Origin of the sequence: Amycolatopsis echigonensis, assembly GCF_014174495.1 — a bacterium.
Lineage (GTDB): Bacteria > Actinomycetota > Actinomycetes > Mycobacteriales > Pseudonocardiaceae > Amycolatopsis > Amycolatopsis echigonensis.
Map to the genome: position 1 here is coordinate 85,910 of NZ_JACJHR010000017.1, position 16,999 is coordinate 102,908.

A 16,999-nucleotide genomic window follows, 5' to 3' on the forward strand; every position below is an offset into this window, starting at 1 on the left:
GCCGGACACCACTCAACAATGGGCGGCGTGAGGCCGGGCTGAAGCAGCAGCGCGGTACCCGGGCACTGAAATCGGAACAAGAACAGATATCGGGCAATCCCCCAGCCGCGGCTGTGCGGCTCGTCACTCGGGTCCGGACATTAGCGGACGCAGTGCCGCCCAGGTCACTCAGAAGAGTTAATTTCGGAATTCGTTCTCAACGGGTTCACAGGAACGTTGTGCTTCTCCCGTTCACCGCACGCAGGGCACCCCGCCTCCGGACAATTCGTCGGCGGGCGAAACCGGGGAGACCGGCACCGGGTCCACCTGGTCGGCCTTTTCCCGGAAGTCGGTGCCCAGCACCAGTTTGAGCTCCCCCGCGGCCAGCGCGCCGTCGTAGTCCACGGCGTACCCGCCGCCGAGCGCGGCCACGAGCTTCGCCGCCGACGCGGAATCCCCGCTCCCGTACCGGACCACGGTGCGGTGCGTGTGCCGCGCGCTGGACGTGCGCCCGGTGCGGTATCCCCGCGACGGAAGCGTCTTCAGCACCCGGGCGGCCGCGCCCTCGCGGCCGCTCGCGTTCACCACGTCCACCACCGGCCCGGCAGTCGCGGCGGGCGGCGGCGGGACCGTCCGCCCGAGCAACCGGGCCGCGGCGGCGCGGATTTTCACCGGATCGACAATGTTGACGTCCTCGCCCCGGGCGTCTTTTTCGAACCGTTCGACCGGAAGCGAGGCCAAGGTCAGATCCCCGCCGGCGAACGATTCCGCCTGCCGCGCCAGCGCGTTGAGGTCGAGGCCGGAATCGATCGCGACATTCTCCTTGGCGACCGACACCAGCTGTCCGAGTTTCACCGGGTCACCGAACACCCGGCCTTCGTTCAGCTGATGCGCCAGCGATACGAGAAACGCCTGCTGCCGCCGTTCCCCGTCCAGCTCGGTGAACTCGTGCCGCGGATCGCGCCGCTGCCGCACGAACGCGAGCGCCTGCGCCGCGGAAATCCGCTGCTGCCCGCTCGGGAAATCCGCTCCGGAATAACTGTCCTGCGTGGCGTCGGTCAAACACACCGTGATCGGCTGCACGACCTGGGCCAGCTGGTAGAACGCGACAAGGGTGACTTCGACGAAATGGTCCACCGCGACCCCTCCGAGGAACTGGCGCACCGTCGCGACCACCGCCGCGCGGCCGGCGTCCCGGGACCTCTGTTCGCGAGCCGCCTTCTCGGTGACGCCTTGCGCGGTCAGACGTTTGGACTCCGCGGCGAACGCGTACCCGTAAGCCTCCTTGATCTTGCCCTTGCACACCCCGTCCGGGCAGCCGGCGAGATCGGTGTAGTCGTCGCGCGGGATCGAGATGACCGTCGGATGCCCGCCGTCGGCCGGGACGTGCAGCAGCATCAGGACGTCGGTGTTGTAGCCCCCGACGTGCTGGTCTCCCGCGTGCAGCTGTTCGTACAGGTCGGCGGGCAGCGGTTCGCCCCGCTCGTCGAGCCGCGAATCGAGTCCCATGACGAGGATGTTCGTGTCCCCGCCCGGCCGGGCCTGCCCGCCGAGCGCGGTGGAGGTCGTCACCCCGGACAGCAGCGCGCGCAGCTCGGCCCAGCCGTAGGCGGCCCCGCCCAGCAGGACCGCGACCAGCACGACCACGCCGATCCGCTCGGCCCAGTGCCCGTTCGCGCGCTCCATCGATCACCGCTCCTCCCTCCGGCGCATCCGGGTGTACTCCGGGGTTCCTGTGAGAGCGATGAGAAAGGTGGCCGTCCGGGCAGTCCGCCGAGGTCAGACGGGCTGTCGCGGGCGAAACGGCACACTTTGGAGGGTCGGCGCGCGGAGTCCCGAATCGCCAACGGCAGCAGGAAATGCGACGTGCCCAGACGCGTCTCCGCGCCCAGCGGGAGAACCCGGCGTCGAGGTCGTGCTCCAGCCCACCGGACCGCCCTTGAGCCGCGCCGCCCCAGATGTCGTTGACCGGCAAGCGAAGCCGACCGTATTCGGACCGGACGGAAGACGCCACCCTGCCCGGCCGGGTCGCCCCCGCAACGCGAGGGCGACCCGGCCGGGCAGAGCAGGCGGCACCGGGCCAACGGGGTACCGCCCGCCGGAAGACTCAGCTCGAAGCGGTGCTCAGCTCCCGGCTCCGCAGCGCGAATCGCTGGATCTTGCCGCTCGGCGTCTTCGGCAGTTCCGCCACGAAGTGGATCCGCCGCGGGTAAACGTGGGCGGCCAGGCGGGTTTTGACCGTCTGCTTCAGCTCGTCGACCAGCTCGTCCGATCCCTCGGCGCCGGGGTTCAGCACGACGTAGGCCACCACCAGCTCGCCGCGCAGCTCGTCCGGCGCGCCGATCACCGCGGCTTCCGCGACGGCCTCGTGCTGCGTCAGCGCGCTTTCCACCTCGAACGGGCCGATCCGGTAGCCCGCCATGAGGATGACGTCGTCGTCGCGGGAGCCGAAGGTCAGGTAGCCGTCCCGGTCCCGGGCGGCGATGTCGCCGGTGTAGTACCAGCGGCCGTCGGCGCTGAAGCGTTCCGCGGTCCGTTCGGGGGCGTCGCGGTAGCCGGAGAACGGCATCAGCGGGCTGGCGGACACGTCGATCGCGACGCGGCCGGTCTCGCCGACCTCCGCGATCTCGTCGCTGCCCGCCTTCAGGACCTCGACGGCGAACCCGGGCAGCGGCCGCCCCATCGACCCGGTCTTGACCGGCGCGATGAGGTGCGGATGCCAGGCGTTGCCGACGACCATGCCGGTTTCGGTCTGGCCGTAGTGGTCGCGCACCGGGCAGCCGAGCACCTCCTCGGCCCAGGTCACGACGTCCGGCGTCAGCGGCTCCCCCGCCGACGAGCAGTGCCGCAGCCGCAGGCCGGACGGCACCGGCAGGCCCGAGCTGCGCAGCGCGCGGTACACGGTGGGACCGGCGGTGAAGTTGGTGACGCCGAAGCGTTCGAGGACCTGCCAGGTCAGTTCCGGGCTGAACCCGGCGTGCAGCAGGAGGCTGCGCCGTCCGGTCGCGAGCGGGCCGAGCAACGCGAAGTACAGCCCGTACGCCCAGCCGGGGTCGGCGGCGTTCCAGAAGACGTCCTCGTCGGTCTGGTCGAGGCCGAACTCCTGGTAGGAGTGGATTCCGGCGAGTCCGCGCAGCGGCACCGGCACCGCCTTCGGGGTGCCGGTCGTGCCGGAGGTGAAGATCTCGACCAGCGTGCCGTCGCCGCCGACCGCGACCGGGTCGGACAGCGGGTGCGGCTCGTCCAGCAGCGCCTCGAACGACAGGTCGCCGCCGGACGCCTCGCCGGTCGTCACGATGATCCGCGACGGGTCGGCGGGCAGGTCCTCGCTGGGGTCGAGCTTCGCGCGCTGACCGGCGTCGACCACGACCACGCGCGTGCCGTTGCCGACGATCCGCTGCGCGATCGCGGGCGGCGCGAACGCGGTGAAGAGCGGCACGTGGACCGCGCCGAGCCGCCAGATCGCGAGCAGCGCGGTGACCAGTTCGGCGGACTTGCCCATGAGCGTCGCGACCCGGTCGCCGGGACGCACGCCATGCGCGGCCAGCGCGGCGGCGAACCGGGCGGAAGCGGCCTCGAGCTGGCCGAACGTGAGGTCGCGGCTGCTGAGGTCGGCCTCGACGAGGGTGAACGCGACGGCGTCGGCGGGATGCCGTCCGCACAGCAGATGAGTCGCGTCCGCGTCCGGCGCGGCGTAGGTCTGCAACAGGTCGAACAGGGTGCGTTCAGGGCTCACGGGGCTGCTCCACGGTCATCGTCGGCCGGTGTCGGCACATCGTCGCCGCAGGTCAGCCGGCCGGCCACCCCCGAAGAGGGGTAGTCGGCCCCGGCGGCGCCGAGGAGGCGGCGTCCTGGCGGGCGAGGCCGACCCGCTTCCGAAACCCGCGCTGACCTGGAGGTTCGCCCGGGAGGCGACGACAGCCGCTGCGCGGCTGGGTAGAATCACCCCTCCTGCCGGAGCCTCCGTGCCGCCGAAGTGGGGTGCCTGCCGTGACGACCTCCGAGACCGCCGCCGAAGTCCGCCGCGCCCTGGCCAAGCTCCGCGGCGCGGCGGGCGTGCCGCTGTCGTTCGGCGGGGAGGTCGTGGACGGCAAACGGCTGCGGATGACCGAACTGCTCGGCAACACCACCACGTCGCTGCTCGGCCTCGTCGTCGCGGAGGGCAAGGGCCTGGGCGGCCGCGCGATCGGCGTGCGGAAACCGGTGGTGCTGCCGGACTACTACACCAGCGACGCGATCAGCCACCATTTCGACCGAGCGGTCCAGGCCGAGGGCGTGCGGTCGGTGATGGCGGTGCCGGTGATCGTGCACCGGACCGTCCGCGCGGTGCTGTACGGAGCGGTCCGCGAGCACGTCCGTTTCGGCGACCGGTCGGTGACCGCGATGGTCGAGGTGGCGCGGGACCTGGAGCAAGAGCTGGCTGTCCGTGCGGAAGTGCGCCGGCGGCTGGACCTGCTCGCCCCGGAGCCGGGAGCCGCGCCGTCGGGGAAACCGGCCGACCTGGAAGCGGTCCGGGAAAGCCACGCGGAGCTTCGCCGTATCGCCGCCGCTATCGAGGACCCTAGCCTGCGCGCCCGTATCGACGCGGTGTGCCAGTCCCTGACCGGCGAGGCGGCGCGCGGGCCGCGACCGTCCCTCTCGGCGCGCGAACTGGACGTCCTCGAGGGCGCAGCCGCCGGACAGACCAACGCCGACATCGCGGAGGCGCTCGGATTGGGCCCGGAAACGGTGAAAAGCTACTTGCGCAACGCGATGCGGAAGCTGGACGCGAAGACCCGCCTCCAAGCCGTCAACGCCGCCCGCCGAGCCAACCTCCTGCCTTAGCCCGCTCCCGGCTGGCGACAGCCAGTGCCTCCAGCAACGGCACGGTCCGCTCCCAGCCGAGACAAGGATCCGTCCGGCTCACCGCCCGGTCAGCCGGCACCCGCTCCGGATCCTGTGCCCCGTCCCGCAAATACGACTCGATCATCACCCCGGCCACCGCCGCTCCGCCGCGAATCTGCTCCGCCACGTCAGCGACCACCTCCGGTTGCCGGTTGTGGTCCTTTCCGCTGTTCCCGTGCGAGGCGTCGACCACCGCTCTTCGAGGCAGCCCCGCCTCCCCGAGCATCTTCATCGCCTCCGCGACCGACGCCGCGTCGTAATTCGGCGCCGGACCCCCGCGCAGAACCAGGTGCGCGTCCGGGTTTCCGCTGCTGCGCAAGGTTTTCATCCGCCCGTCCGCGCCGAGCCCGGGAAACGCGTGCGCGGCCCCGGCCGCGCGGATCGCGTCCACCGCGGGCCCCAGCCGTCCGGACACGCAGTTCTTCATCCCGACCGGCATCGGCAACCACGACGCCAGCTGCCGGTGCGGCTGGCTGGCCACCGTCCGCGCCCCGATCGCGCCCCAGCTCACCGTGTCCGCGACGTACGGCGCCAGCACCGGATCCACGAACTCGTACGCCAGCGGCAGCCCGGTCGCCGCCGCGTCGAGCAGGAACCGCCTGCCCAGCCGAACTCCGGCGGCGAGATCGCCTTTGCCGTCCAGCGTCGGGTCCGGCAGGAACCCGGTCCACCCGGTCACCGACCGCGGTTTCTCCAGGTACGCCCGCAAAACCACCACCAGGTCGCCGGAGTACCGGGCCGCCGCACCGGCCAGCAGTGCGGCGTAGTCCAGCGCCGCCGCGGGATCGTGCACCGAGCACGGCCCGACGATCACGAGCAACCGCGGATCGCGCCGGGCCAGCACCGCGGAGACCGTTTCGCGGTGCCGCGCGACGTCGGGCGCGGCGCCCGCCGTCACCTCCACCGGGCTGGGCAACGTGTCCTGCATCTACCGGCTCCTTTCCTTAGGCAGCTTCGCCGCCCCGGCAGCCGCCACGACGACCAGTCCGAGCACCCACCAGAACGTGTCCGCGAAGGCCGCCGCGACCTCGGTGCCCCGTGCGGCCAACCGGTTTTGCAACACCAGAGCGAGCACCGCGGTTCCCACCGAACCGCCCAGCGTGTTCAGCAAATTCAGCGCGCCGGCCGCTTTCGGCAGCTGGGTTTTCTCCAGGCTGCGGTACACCAGTGCCAGCACCGGCGCACTGATCATCGCCGCCCCGAATCCCCGCAGCAGCAACGAAATGGCCAACACGGCGTCCGGAAGTTCCGGACCCAGCTGAGTGAACGCCGCGGTTCCGAGCGCTACCAAGCCGATTCCGGACACCACCAGCGTCCGCGGAGCGATCCGATCCACCAGGCGATGCACCAGCACCGACCCCGCGGCCGCGCCGATTCCTTGGGGCACCAGCAACAATCCGGTGTCCCATGCGCCCAAACCGGCACCGCGCCGCAGATACAACGGCAGCAGAAACATCGTGCCGAATACCGAAGCGCCCAGCACGACCAGCGCCAACGCCGCAGCACCGAATGGCGGCCGAGTGAACAATCGCGGGTCGAGCAACGGTGCCCGCGCCTTCAATCCGTGGCGGACGAACGCCGTCAGCATCAACAAGCCCACCACGACAGCCGCCGAGGAAAGCCATTTCGGATATCCGTCGGAGAATCCGGTCAGCCCGAACACCACCGCGGCGAGCCCCGGCGAAAGCAAAGCCGCACCCCGGAAATCGAACGGTTCGCGCGGGTCTGCTGGCTGGTCCGCCGCGACATACCGCAGAGCGAGAAGTACCGCGACCATCCCGACCGGCAGGTTGACGTAAAACAGCCACGGCCAGTCCGCGACGGTGAGAATCGCCCCGCTCGCCAGCGGTCCCAGCACCGGCGACAGCAACGGCACCACGCCGACGACGCTGATCAGCCGTCCGATCCGCTCCGGCCCGGCGGCCCGCGCCAGCAACGCCTGTCCCGTCGGCGGCAGCAAACCGCCCGCCAGCCCCTGCAGCACCCGGAACGCGACCAGCATCGGCAACGAACTCGCCAGCCCGCACAACAGCGACGCCAGCACGAACCCGGCCACCGCGGTCAGCCAGGTCCGCCGCCCGCCGAACCGCGCGGCGAGCCAGCCGGACGCGGGCACGGCGGTCACCACCGCGAGCAGATACGCCGTGGTGACCCACTGGACCTCGGTGACGGGCGCGTCGAACCGCCGCGCCAGCGTTTCCACGCCGACCGAGACGATCGTGCTGTCGAGCGTCGCCATGAACGTGCCCAGCACGAGCACGAACGCGGTCCGCCACAGGTTCACCGCGGCCTCGCGAACTCACCCGCGTCGTCGTCCAACCGGGACGGAAGCTCGCCGAGGAACCGCAGCAGGTCCGCGACCAGCGACCGGGCCTCCGCGGGCGTCAGGATCCCGGCCTGATAGCCGAACACGCCCGACCAGCCGCCCGCGAGTTCGGGCACCACCGTGACCGTCATCGGATAGTGCGTGCGCTCGCGGAACCTTGTTCCGGTGATCGTCAGCCCAGGGGCCGGTTCGCGCAGCTTCGCCGGGTCCACCGGGTAGTTCTCGAACACGACCAGGCTGTCGAACAACCGGTCCCGCCCGGTCAAGGCAGCTAGTTCAGCGAGGCCGACGTGCTGGTGCGGGAGCAGTTCCTGGTGCCGGGCCTGGGTTTTCCGCAGCGTCTCCGCCACGGTTCCGGCAAACCGGACCCGCACCGGAACCGTAGTGGCGAGCAATCCGAGGATCTCCTCGACACCGTCCACTTCGGACGTCCGGCCGGAAACCATCGTCCCGAACACTACGTCGGCGACCCCGGCCCGGGCCGCGAGCACCGCCGCCCACGCTCCCTGCAGCAACGTCCCCGCCGTGATCCCGTGGCGGGCACCGGCTCGAGTCAGCTCGGCGACGAGCGGAGCGTCCACAGTGAACAGTTCCGGCTCGGCGGCCGCGGGTTGTCCGCCCAGGAGTTCCCGCGGCGGCAGATCAGCCAGTTCGGTTCGCCACGCATGCCCGCTGACCGCGTGGTCCCGCGCCGCGAGCCAGCGCGTGTACCGCGACACCGGCACCGCGTCTGGCAGCGATTCCCCGGAGTACCCGGCGAACAGTTCAGCCAGGATCCGCGGAGCCGACCAGCCGTCCGACAGCAGGTGATGGCTGGTGAGCACCAAGTCGTGCCGGTCAGGGCCGTACCGGAGCACGGTGACCCGCAGCAACGGCCCCGCACCGGGGTCGAACGGCTCGGCGAGGTCTTCCGCGAGCAGCCGCTCGACGTCCCCGGACACCTCGCGCACGCGGAAGCCGACCTGCGGATCCGTCGGCAGCACCTGCACCTCGTGCCCGGCCGGGAAGACCGCGCCCAGGTTCGGGTGCCGCCGCACCAACGCGTTCGCCGCGGCCTCCAACGCGGCCAGATCCAGCGCTCCGACCAGCGAAAACGCCGCCTGCACCGGGTACGGATCCTCGTCCGCGGCCCGCGATTCGCGCAGGATCAGCTCCTGCAGCGGGGTCAACGGCAGCAGTTCGCCTGCCGGCATCGCGGCGGCCAGCGCGGTGAGTTCCTCCTGGAACGCCGCTCCCAGCGCCGCGACTTCGTCCGCGCTGAACTCCGAGGACGGCCAGGTGAACCGCGCGGCCAGCCGATCGTCGCGCACCATCGCGTTCACCATCAGCGCGTGGGCGAGCGGTGCTCCGGCTGAGCCGAGCGGATCGGCGTCCGGCGGCCGCTGCCACGGCGTCTCCTGCCGCGGTGCCGCCTCGAACCGGCCGAGATAGTTCCAGCTGACGTCTGCTCCGGTCGACGTCCCGCCGAGGATCCCGAACCCGAGCCCGTCGCCGGCAGCGCGAAGCTGATCGCGGACCGCGGCAATAGCGGTCTCGTCGGAAGGCGGCGTGATCCGCGCCGGGTACATCGCGGTGAACCAGCCGACCGTACGGGACAGATCGACGGCTCCGGCGAAGTCCGGCGTGTGGTCCGGACGGCCGTGGCTTTCCAACGCGACCAGCAGGTCCGCGCCGCGCCAAGCACGGTAAGCGCGGGAGAAAGCGGTGAGCAGCACAGCGTCCGGACCGGTCCGATAAGCGCCCGGCAACGTCGTCAGCACTGCGTGCGTGATCTCTTCCGACACCTCGATCTCGTGGTGCCGCGCAGTTCCACTGATTGGACGGGCCGATGCGGCAATCCGTTGCCAATGCGGCTTTTCCACCTGCCGCGCGGGCTTGGCCGCGACCAACGCACGTGCCCAGCCGAGGAACGACGGCCCGCGCTCCGGCAGCTTGCGGCCGAGATAAGCCTGCTCGAGGTCGTCGAGGAGGATCCGCCACGACACGGCGTCCACGACGAGATGGTGCGCGACCAGCCCGAGCCGCCCTGGACGCGCGGGCCCGGCGTCCACCCAGACCGCACGCAGCATCGGCCCCGTCCGCGGGTCCATGGCGGACCGGACGGCCGTGATCTGGTCGTCCAGCAGCACCCGCAGATCCGCGTCCTCGCCCGCCGGGACGACCATCAGCACGTCCGCGCCGGTCACCGCACCAGGCTCGGGAACGCGCAGCACGTCGCCCGCCAAGTGAGAACGCAGCACATCGTGCCGTTCGAGGACCGCGTCAAGCGCCGCCCGCCACCTCGACACGTCACCGCCGGACGGGACGCACACCTCGACCCACTGACAGAACCCGTCCGCGTCCGAACCGGCGCGTTCCAGCAGCTCCCGCATGACGGGCGTCAGCGGCGCGTCCCCGACAGCGGGTGTGAGGTCCGGTGCCACCACCGCGGTCTGGTCGCTGCAGCGGGCCGCGACCCCGGCGATCGTGCCGCCTTCGAAAACGTCCCGCGCGGTCAGGTGCAGACCCTCCCGCCGAGCACGCGCGACCAGCCGGAGCGACGCGATGCTGTCGCCGCCAGCGTCGAGGAATCCGTCGTCGATCGTGACGTCCGGGCCAAGCAGCTCCCGAACCACTTGCAGCAGCACCGTTTCCGCTTCCGTCGCCGGTTGCCGAGCCGCGGCGACGTTGCGCGGCCCAGGCGCGGGCAGCGCCGCGCGGTCGAGCTTGCCGCTGGGCCCGAGCGGCAGCCGCTCCAGCACGAGCACTGCCGACGGCACCATGTGCGCAGGCAGCTCAGCGGCCAGATACTCGCGCAGCGCAACGGGATCCGGGTCCGCACCGTCGACCGGCACGACGTAACCGACCAGCCTCCGGCCCCCCGGCCGGTCCTCGCGCACCAGGACGACCGCGGCGCGCACGTCCGGATGCCGGGCCAGCGCCGACTCGATCTCGCCCGGTTCGATCCGGAACCCGCGCAGTTTCACCTGGTGGTCGGCGCGGCCGAGGAACACCAGCTGCCCGTCCGGCCGCCAGCGCACCAGGTCGCCGGTGCGGTACATCCGGTCGCCGGGCGCGCCGAACGGGTCGGCCACGAACCGCTCCGCGGTCTGCCCCGGCCGGTTCACGTACCCGCGCGCGAGCTTCGGCCCGGCGAGATACAGCTCGCCGGTGACGCCGGCCCCGACCGGTCGCAACCCCGCGTCGAGGACGTAGGCCCGCACCTGCGGGTCCGGCCGGCCGATCGGCAGCGGACCGGGATCGTCGGCGGAGTACGCCCAGGTAACGGAGTTGATCGTGACCTCGGTCGGGCCGTAGGCGTTGAACAGCGCGCGCCGGTCGCCCCAGCGGTGCGCCAGCTCCGGGTCGAGCCGTTCAGCGCCGACCACGAAGAACACCTCCGGGTCCACCGTCGCGTCGTCCGGCATCGCGGACAGGAACGACGGCAGCAGGTTCAGCCCGGTGACGCGGTGCTCGGCGGCGTAGGCGAGCAGGTCGTCGCCGGACCCGCGGACCTCCTCCGGCGCGATCACCGAGGTGCCGCCGGACAGCAGCGGCAGGAAGAACTGCCAGTACGACACGTCGAAACTCGTGGACGCGAAGTGCAGGTACCGCTCGCCGTGCCGGATCCCGACGACGTCCTCCTGCAGCGCGACCAGGCTCGGGAGGCCGCGATGGGTGATCGCGACGCCCTTCGGCTTTCCGGTGGTACCGGACGTGTAGATCACGTACGCGAGCGAGTCCGGCGACGGGACCACGTCGTCCCAAGCAGACGGTCCATTCAGGACAAGCGGGTCGATCACCGGAATGCCGAAGCCAGGGTCCGAAGTGGACACTACCGCGGCGGGAGCGCTGTCCTTCACCAGATGCGTCAAGCGTTCCGCCGGATAGGTCGGGTCCATCGGCACGTGCACCGCACCGGCTTTGAGTACGCCGAACAGTGCGACCACCAGCTCGATGTCCCGTTCCAGCAGCACCGCGACCGGGTCCTGCTCCCGCACCCCGGCCGCGCGCAGCGCGTGCGCGAGCTGGTTTGCCTTCCGGTCCAGTTCCGCGTAGGTCAGGCTGCGGTCCCGGCACACGACGGCTTCGGCGTCCGGACTTTCCCGCACCCAGCGGGCGAATTCCTCCAGGCAAGTACCGGCTTCCCGCCGTGGCTCGGGCCCGGTTCCTTGCCGCAGCAGGGCTGCTTCCTCTTCGGTGCCCAGAGAACGCAGGCGAGCGACCGGTTGCTGCGGGTCGGCCACGATCTCGTGCAGCAGCGTCGTCAGCCAGCGGCCGTAAGCCTGCACGGTCGATTCGTCGAAGGCCTGCGGCTGGTAGCCGAGGCCGATCGAGATCTCGTCGCCGGGCAGCACGATCACGGTCAGCGGGTAATGGGTCGCGTCGGTGATGTCGACGCCCGCGAGATCGAGTCCGGGCGCGAGCGGTTCGCGTTCGCGGCTGGAGAGCGGGAAGTTCTCCATCACCAGCATCGTGTCGAAGAGATCGCCGACGCCCGCGGCGCGCTGGATGTCCGGCAGGCCGAGGTGATGGTGCTCGGTGAGCCGCGCGTTCTCGTCCTGCACCCGCGCCAGCACCGCCGACGCCGGGTCGGACGGGGCGAACGCCACGCGCACCGGAATGGTCGTGCCGAGCTGCCCGATCATCGCTTCCACGCCCGGAACGTCGGACGGACGGCCGGACACCGGACAGCCGAACACCACGTCCTGCCGTCCGGTGAGCCGTGCCAGCAGGACGCCCCACGCGGTCTGGAACACCGCCGTCGACGTCACGCCGCGTTCCCGGGCGAAGCCGCGCAGCCGTTCGCTGAACTCCGCGCCGAGTCCGACCCAGATCCGTTGTGGACGGTCCACAGCGGACTCAGTGGTCGCCGGCGCGAGCTGGGTTCCTTCTTCCAGCCCGGCCAAAGCCTTCTGCCAGGCCTCGACCGCCGCGTCGTGATCGCGGGCGGCCAGCACCCGGTGGTACTCGGCCAACGGCGGCGCGACCGGAGCGGCCGGTCCGCCGTCCAGCTCGGCGTAGGTGGCCAGCAGGGCGCGGCCGACGAGCGGCATCGACCACCCGTCGAGCAGCGCGTGGTGGATCGTCAGCACCAGCCGGTGTTCGGCCGGGCCGAGAGTGAGCAGCAGGAACCGGATCAGCGGCGGAACCGCCGGGTCGAACGGCCGGGCCAGTTCGGCGGCGCACTCGTCGTCGGCGCCCTCCGGATGCTCGACGTGCCGCCAGTCCAGGTGCACGTCGGCGGGCACGACCTGCACCACCTCGCCCGCCGCTGTCGTGTGCAGGTGGACGCGCAGCGCCGGGTGCCGGCGCAGCAGCTCCTCGGCGGCGGCTCGCATCCGCGCGGGAGCAAGCTTGCCCTCCAACCGGGTCACCGCCTGCACGGTGTAGACGTCCGGTCCGCCACGGGTCAGCGTGTGGAACGACAGCCCGGCCTGCAACGGCGTCGCGGGCAGGACGTCGGCGATCGGACCCTGCTGTTCGAGGACGGCAATGTCGTCCTGAGTGAGCGTGACCAGCGGAAGGTCCGACGGAGTGAGCCCACCGGCGGCCTCCCGCGCGTGAGCGGCGAGCGCGGCCAGCGCCGCCGCCCACGCTTCCTGCAGGCGTTCGACCTCCTCCGGCGGCAGAACCCGGCTGGCGGCGGTCCATTCGACAGCGATCCGCGGCACGCCTTCCTCGCGGACAAAGCAATTCAACGCCAGGACCTGCTCCAACGCCTTCGCGGGCGGCTCGATCACGGCGAACGGATCCTCGTCCGGCAGCTGCCAGCCGCCGGACAGCGGGGTGAACCGGCCGAGATAATTGAGCAGGACGTCCGGCATTTCCGGCGTGAACTCCACACCGGGATCGAGATACCGGAGGACGCCGAACCCGACCCCGCCGTCCGGTACCGCGCGCCGTGCTTCCTTGACGGAGCGCAGCAGCCGATCGAGAGTGTCCACACCAGACAGTTCGAGGTGGACCGGATACTCGGCGGTGAACCAGCCGACGGTTCGGGCGAAATCCAGTCCTTCGCGGCCGTGCCCCTCCATCGTGACCGTCAGCGCGTCTTCGTCCCCGCGCAGTGTCAGCACGAGCGCGGCGAGCAGCACCTCGTCCACGCCTGCGCGATAAGCCGCCGGCAGGGTCGTGAGAATCGCCGTGCTTTCCTCTTCGGTGGCGACGGTGACCGAACGATGTGCGGTGGCAACGGTGTCGCGCGTCGGTTCGAGCTTGCTCTTTCGCGGCGACCGCCAATACTCGAGCTCGCCGCGCCGCGCACCACTCGCGCCCTGCTCGGCGAGCACCAAGGCGTGCCGTCGCCAGGAATTGCGCACGGGTTCGAGCACCCCGCCCTCACAGGCAGTCTGCAAATCAGGCAGCAAGATGCGCCACGAAACCCCGTCGATCGCCAAGTGGTGCACGACAATCACCAGCTGGTCCCCGAGCCGCGCGACCCGCAGCATCGCTCCGGCGCGCGGGTCCAATTCGGACGCCAGCCGCTTCGCCGCTTCAGCCGGAGATCCCGTCGCCTCGCTGACCACCGTTGCCGCGTCGACCGCGCCACGCGGCCGGATCACCAATCCGTGGGGTTCGACGCGAAGGCGCAACACGTCGTGGTGGTCGAGAATCGTCTGGACGCCTTCGAGCAAACCGGGCACCGGACCGTCCACCCGGAGCACTGTCCACTGTGCATAGCCGGCAATCGCGTCCAGATCCGGATTGAGATCGAACAACGTCCGCACGATCGGCGGTGCCGGAACCTCGCCGATCGGCTCGTCCGGCGCACTGTCCGGTTCGGACAGATCCCGGCTCGCCGCCGCCAAGGCCGCGAAACTGCGCCGCGCCAGCAAATCCCGCGGCCGGAAGTCCAGTCCGTGCGCCCGCAACCGGCTGCTCACACTGATCGCGGTGATGCTGTCGCCGCCGAGGGCGAAGAAATCGTCGTCGACGGCGACCCGCTCCACGCCGATGACCTCGGCGATCGCGGCGCACAGCAACCGTTCCCGCTCGGTCCGCGGTTCCCGTCCGCCATCTGCGGCCACGGGCGCGGGCAGCGCGGCACGGTCGAGTTTTCCGTTGCTGGTCACCGGAAGTTCGTCCAGCACCACGACCGCCGCCGGGACCATCGCCTCCGGCAACCGCTGCGCGAGCGTCGCCCGAACGTCTTCCGCCACCAGTCCGGTGCCGACGACATATCCGATCAACCGCGGCCCGCGCACCGCCGCCGCGGCGGCCCGAACGCCGGGAAGCGCGCCGAGCGCAGACTCGACCTCGGCCAATTCCACGCGGTGCCCGCGAATCTTGACCTGGCCGTCGCGTCGGCCGAGGTATTCCAGCCCACGCCCGGGGACCCAGCGCACGACGTCGCCGGTCCGGTACATCCGCTCCCCCGGCGGTCCGAACGGATCGGCGACGAACCGCTCCGCCGTCCCGCCCGGGCGGCCGAGATAACCGCGAGCCAGATGCGGCCCAGCGAGATACAACTCTCCGCGACTGCCCGGCGGCACCGGTCGCAGCGCGGCATCGAGCACGTACGCCCGAGTCCCGGGAACCGCGAACCCGATCACCGGTTCGCCACCGGTGATCGGCGCGCTCGCACCGTCCACAGTGGTCTCGGTCGGGCCGTAAATGTTGCGTGCCCGGACACCGGACGAAGCGATCCGCTGCCACAACGCGGGAGGCGTCGCCTCGCCGCCGAGCACCAGCAACGCCGGATCGAGCGACCCCGCGTCCAGCAACGGCGCCGCCATCGACGGCGTCGTGTCGATGACGTCGATCCGGTCCCGCACGAAAACGGCGTGCAGCGCATCGACGTCGCGCGCGGTTTCTGTGTCGTAGACGTGCAATTCGTGCCCGCACAGCATCCACAGCAGCTGCTCGATCGCCGAGTCGAAGGCGAACGAGTACGTGTGGGCGACGCGGAGCCGCCGCCCCTGCGCGGTCTCGGCGACCGTGGTCGCGCGGTGGTTCCGCAGCAACGTCTCCAGCCCGCCGGACCGGACCAGCACGCCCTTGGGCTGCCCGGTGGAACCCGAGGTGAAGATGACGTACGCGAGATGTTCCGGATGACGGTCCACATCGGACAACTCGGCGGCAGAATGCGCGGCGATCTCCTCCCGTACCGCCGGGTCGTCCAACCGGAGCTGCGGTACGTCCGGCAGCAGGTCCGAATCCGTCACGGCGAGCTTCGGGCTCACCTCGGCGGCCAGCGAACGCAGCCGTTCCGCCGGATGGGCGAGGTCCAGCGGCAGGAACGCCGCGCCCGCGTCGAGAACCGCCAGCAGCGCCACCACCAGATCGACCGAGCGGGGCAATGCCAGCGCCACCACGTCGTCCGCGCCGACGCCCCGCGCCCGCAACGCCCGCGCCAGCCGGTGCACCCGGTCCCGCACCTGGTCGCCGGTGAGCCGATCAGCGCCGCACACCAGCGCGGTCTGACCACCGAGTCCCGCAAGGAGTCCTTCGCCCGCCGAGGACACCGCGGGGGTCGACCATTCGGCGAGCAAAGCAGCGACGTCCGGCACCAGATCCGCACCGCCGACCACCGGCGCATCCGCCCCGGTGAACGCGGAGATCAACGCCTTCAACGCGGTGAGTTGCGCATCGACGCCCGCCTGGTCCTGAGACCGCGCATCGACCTCGAACCCGAGCAACAGCCCGCCGCCAGCGGTCGGCAGCACGCTGAGTCCCATGTCTTCCGGCGGCCCGCCCGCGACGTTCCGCATCGTCCCGCGCGCCTCGCCGAACGCCAGCTCCAGGTCGAACGCCTTCAGGTTGATCCCGCGGCCGTGCAGCAACGCGCCCGCGCCGGGCACCGCCAAGTCCTGCGGCAGGTTCTCTCCCCGGTACCGCTGATGCGCGCGCATTTCCCGCAGTGCCTGCGCGACCCGCGCGGTCAGCTCTTCCGGCCGGTCGCCTGGCTGCACGCGAACCCGCAACGGCAGCACGTTGACCGCCATCGCCGGAGTACGCAACGCCACCCCCGCCCGGCACATCAACGGCACCGCGAACACGACGTCCGACGTCCCGAGCACCCGGTGCAGGAACGCCGCGTAGCACGCGATCAGAGCGTCGCCCCAGGTCGTCCCCGCGCGCTTTCCCAGTTCGCCAAGCGCGGCGACCTCGTCCGCGGTGAGTTCGGCGCGCGCGGTGCACGTCGCTTCCGGCGGCCCGGCCGCGCTCGCGTCCTCGGCCAGCTCCGGCATCGGGGTGAACCGGTCGCACCAATACTCGCGGTCCCGCGCGAACCGTTCGCTCATCCGGTACGCGCGGTCGGCCTCGACGAGGTCGGCGAACCGCCCGAAGGCCGACGGCGGCACGTCTTCGCCCCGCACCGCCGCGGTGTACCGGGCAGCGGTGCGCCGGGCGAGCATCGCCGCGGTGTACCCGTCGAACACCAGGTGGTGGCCGAGCTGCGTGAACCACACTTCGGCATCGGAAAGCCGGAGGATCAGGTGCGAGAACAACGCCCGGTCCAGCATCCCGCGGCACGCCTCGGCCACCCGCTGCCGCTCCGCCGCGACCCTGGCGTGCGCCGCCGCGCGCGGGTCCGGTTCCCCTTGCAGGTCAACGACTTCCGGCAACGGCACCGGCTCGGCGGACACCACTTGCCGCGGCCCGTCCGGAGTGTCGAGCACCCGCAGCCGCAGGCTTTCGGCCTCTTCGGTCGTGGCCCGGATCGCCTCGGCCAGCGCCGCGACGTCGACCGGATCGCCGCCGGAAATCTCGACTACATCGCCGACCAGGTAGTACGGCGAATCCGGTTCCAGCCGCTGCGCGTTCCAGATGCCCAGCTGGGCGCTGGTCAGCTCAAGCGTGGCAAGTGCGGTGCTCAACTGGTGA

6 protein-coding genes are annotated in these 16,999 nt (G+C 71.3%); 1 reads left to right on the forward strand and 5 read right to left on the reverse strand.

All coding sequences use genetic code 11. The features are described from left to right. Positions 1–231: 231 nt before the first annotated feature. Entirely contained in the window at positions 232–1,665 is a 1,434-nt protein-coding gene (locus tag H5411_RS14535) for an LCP family protein (RefSeq protein ID WP_101439016.1), read from the reverse strand. A 421-nt stretch (positions 1,666–2,086) separates the two neighbouring features. Further along, the gene (locus H5411_RS14540; RefSeq protein ID WP_101439015.1) at positions 2,087–3,715 is read right to left on the reverse strand and encodes an AMP-binding protein; all 1,629 of its coding nucleotides are present in this window, start codon (positions 3,713–3,715) and stop codon (positions 2,087–2,089) included. A gap of 254 nt (positions 3,716–3,969) precedes the next feature. Between H5411_RS14540 and H5411_RS14545 the strand changes: the two genes are divergently transcribed. Further along, positions 3,970–4,803, forward strand: coding sequence for a helix-turn-helix transcriptional regulator (locus H5411_RS14545; protein ID WP_312878256.1), 834 nt, complete (start codon positions 3,970–3,972; stop codon positions 4,801–4,803). Here H5411_RS14545 and H5411_RS14550 read toward each other — a convergent pair. From H5411_RS14550 to H5411_RS14560, 3 genes are read right to left on the reverse strand one after another with little or no spacing between them, the layout of a single operon-like run. After that, positions 4,769–5,791: a 3-deoxy-7-phosphoheptulonate synthase gene (locus H5411_RS14550; RefSeq protein ID WP_183124079.1), complete on the reverse strand. Its 1,023-nt coding sequence runs from the start codon at positions 5,789–5,791 to the stop codon at positions 4,769–4,771. The genes H5411_RS14545 and H5411_RS14550 overlap by 35 nt on opposite strands. Next, positions 5,792–7,102 (reverse strand): DHA2 family efflux MFS transporter permease subunit, encoded by a 1,311-nt coding sequence (locus H5411_RS14555; RefSeq protein WP_183124103.1) that lies wholly within the window; start codon positions 7,100–7,102, stop codon positions 5,792–5,794. Between the two features lie 41 nt (positions 7,103–7,143). After that, the gene (locus H5411_RS14560) at positions 7,144–16,992 is read right to left on the reverse strand and encodes a non-ribosomal peptide synthetase (protein WP_183124080.1); all 9,849 of its coding nucleotides are present in this window, start codon (positions 16,990–16,992) and stop codon (positions 7,144–7,146) included. Between the last annotated feature and the right edge of the window lie 7 nt (positions 16,993–16,999).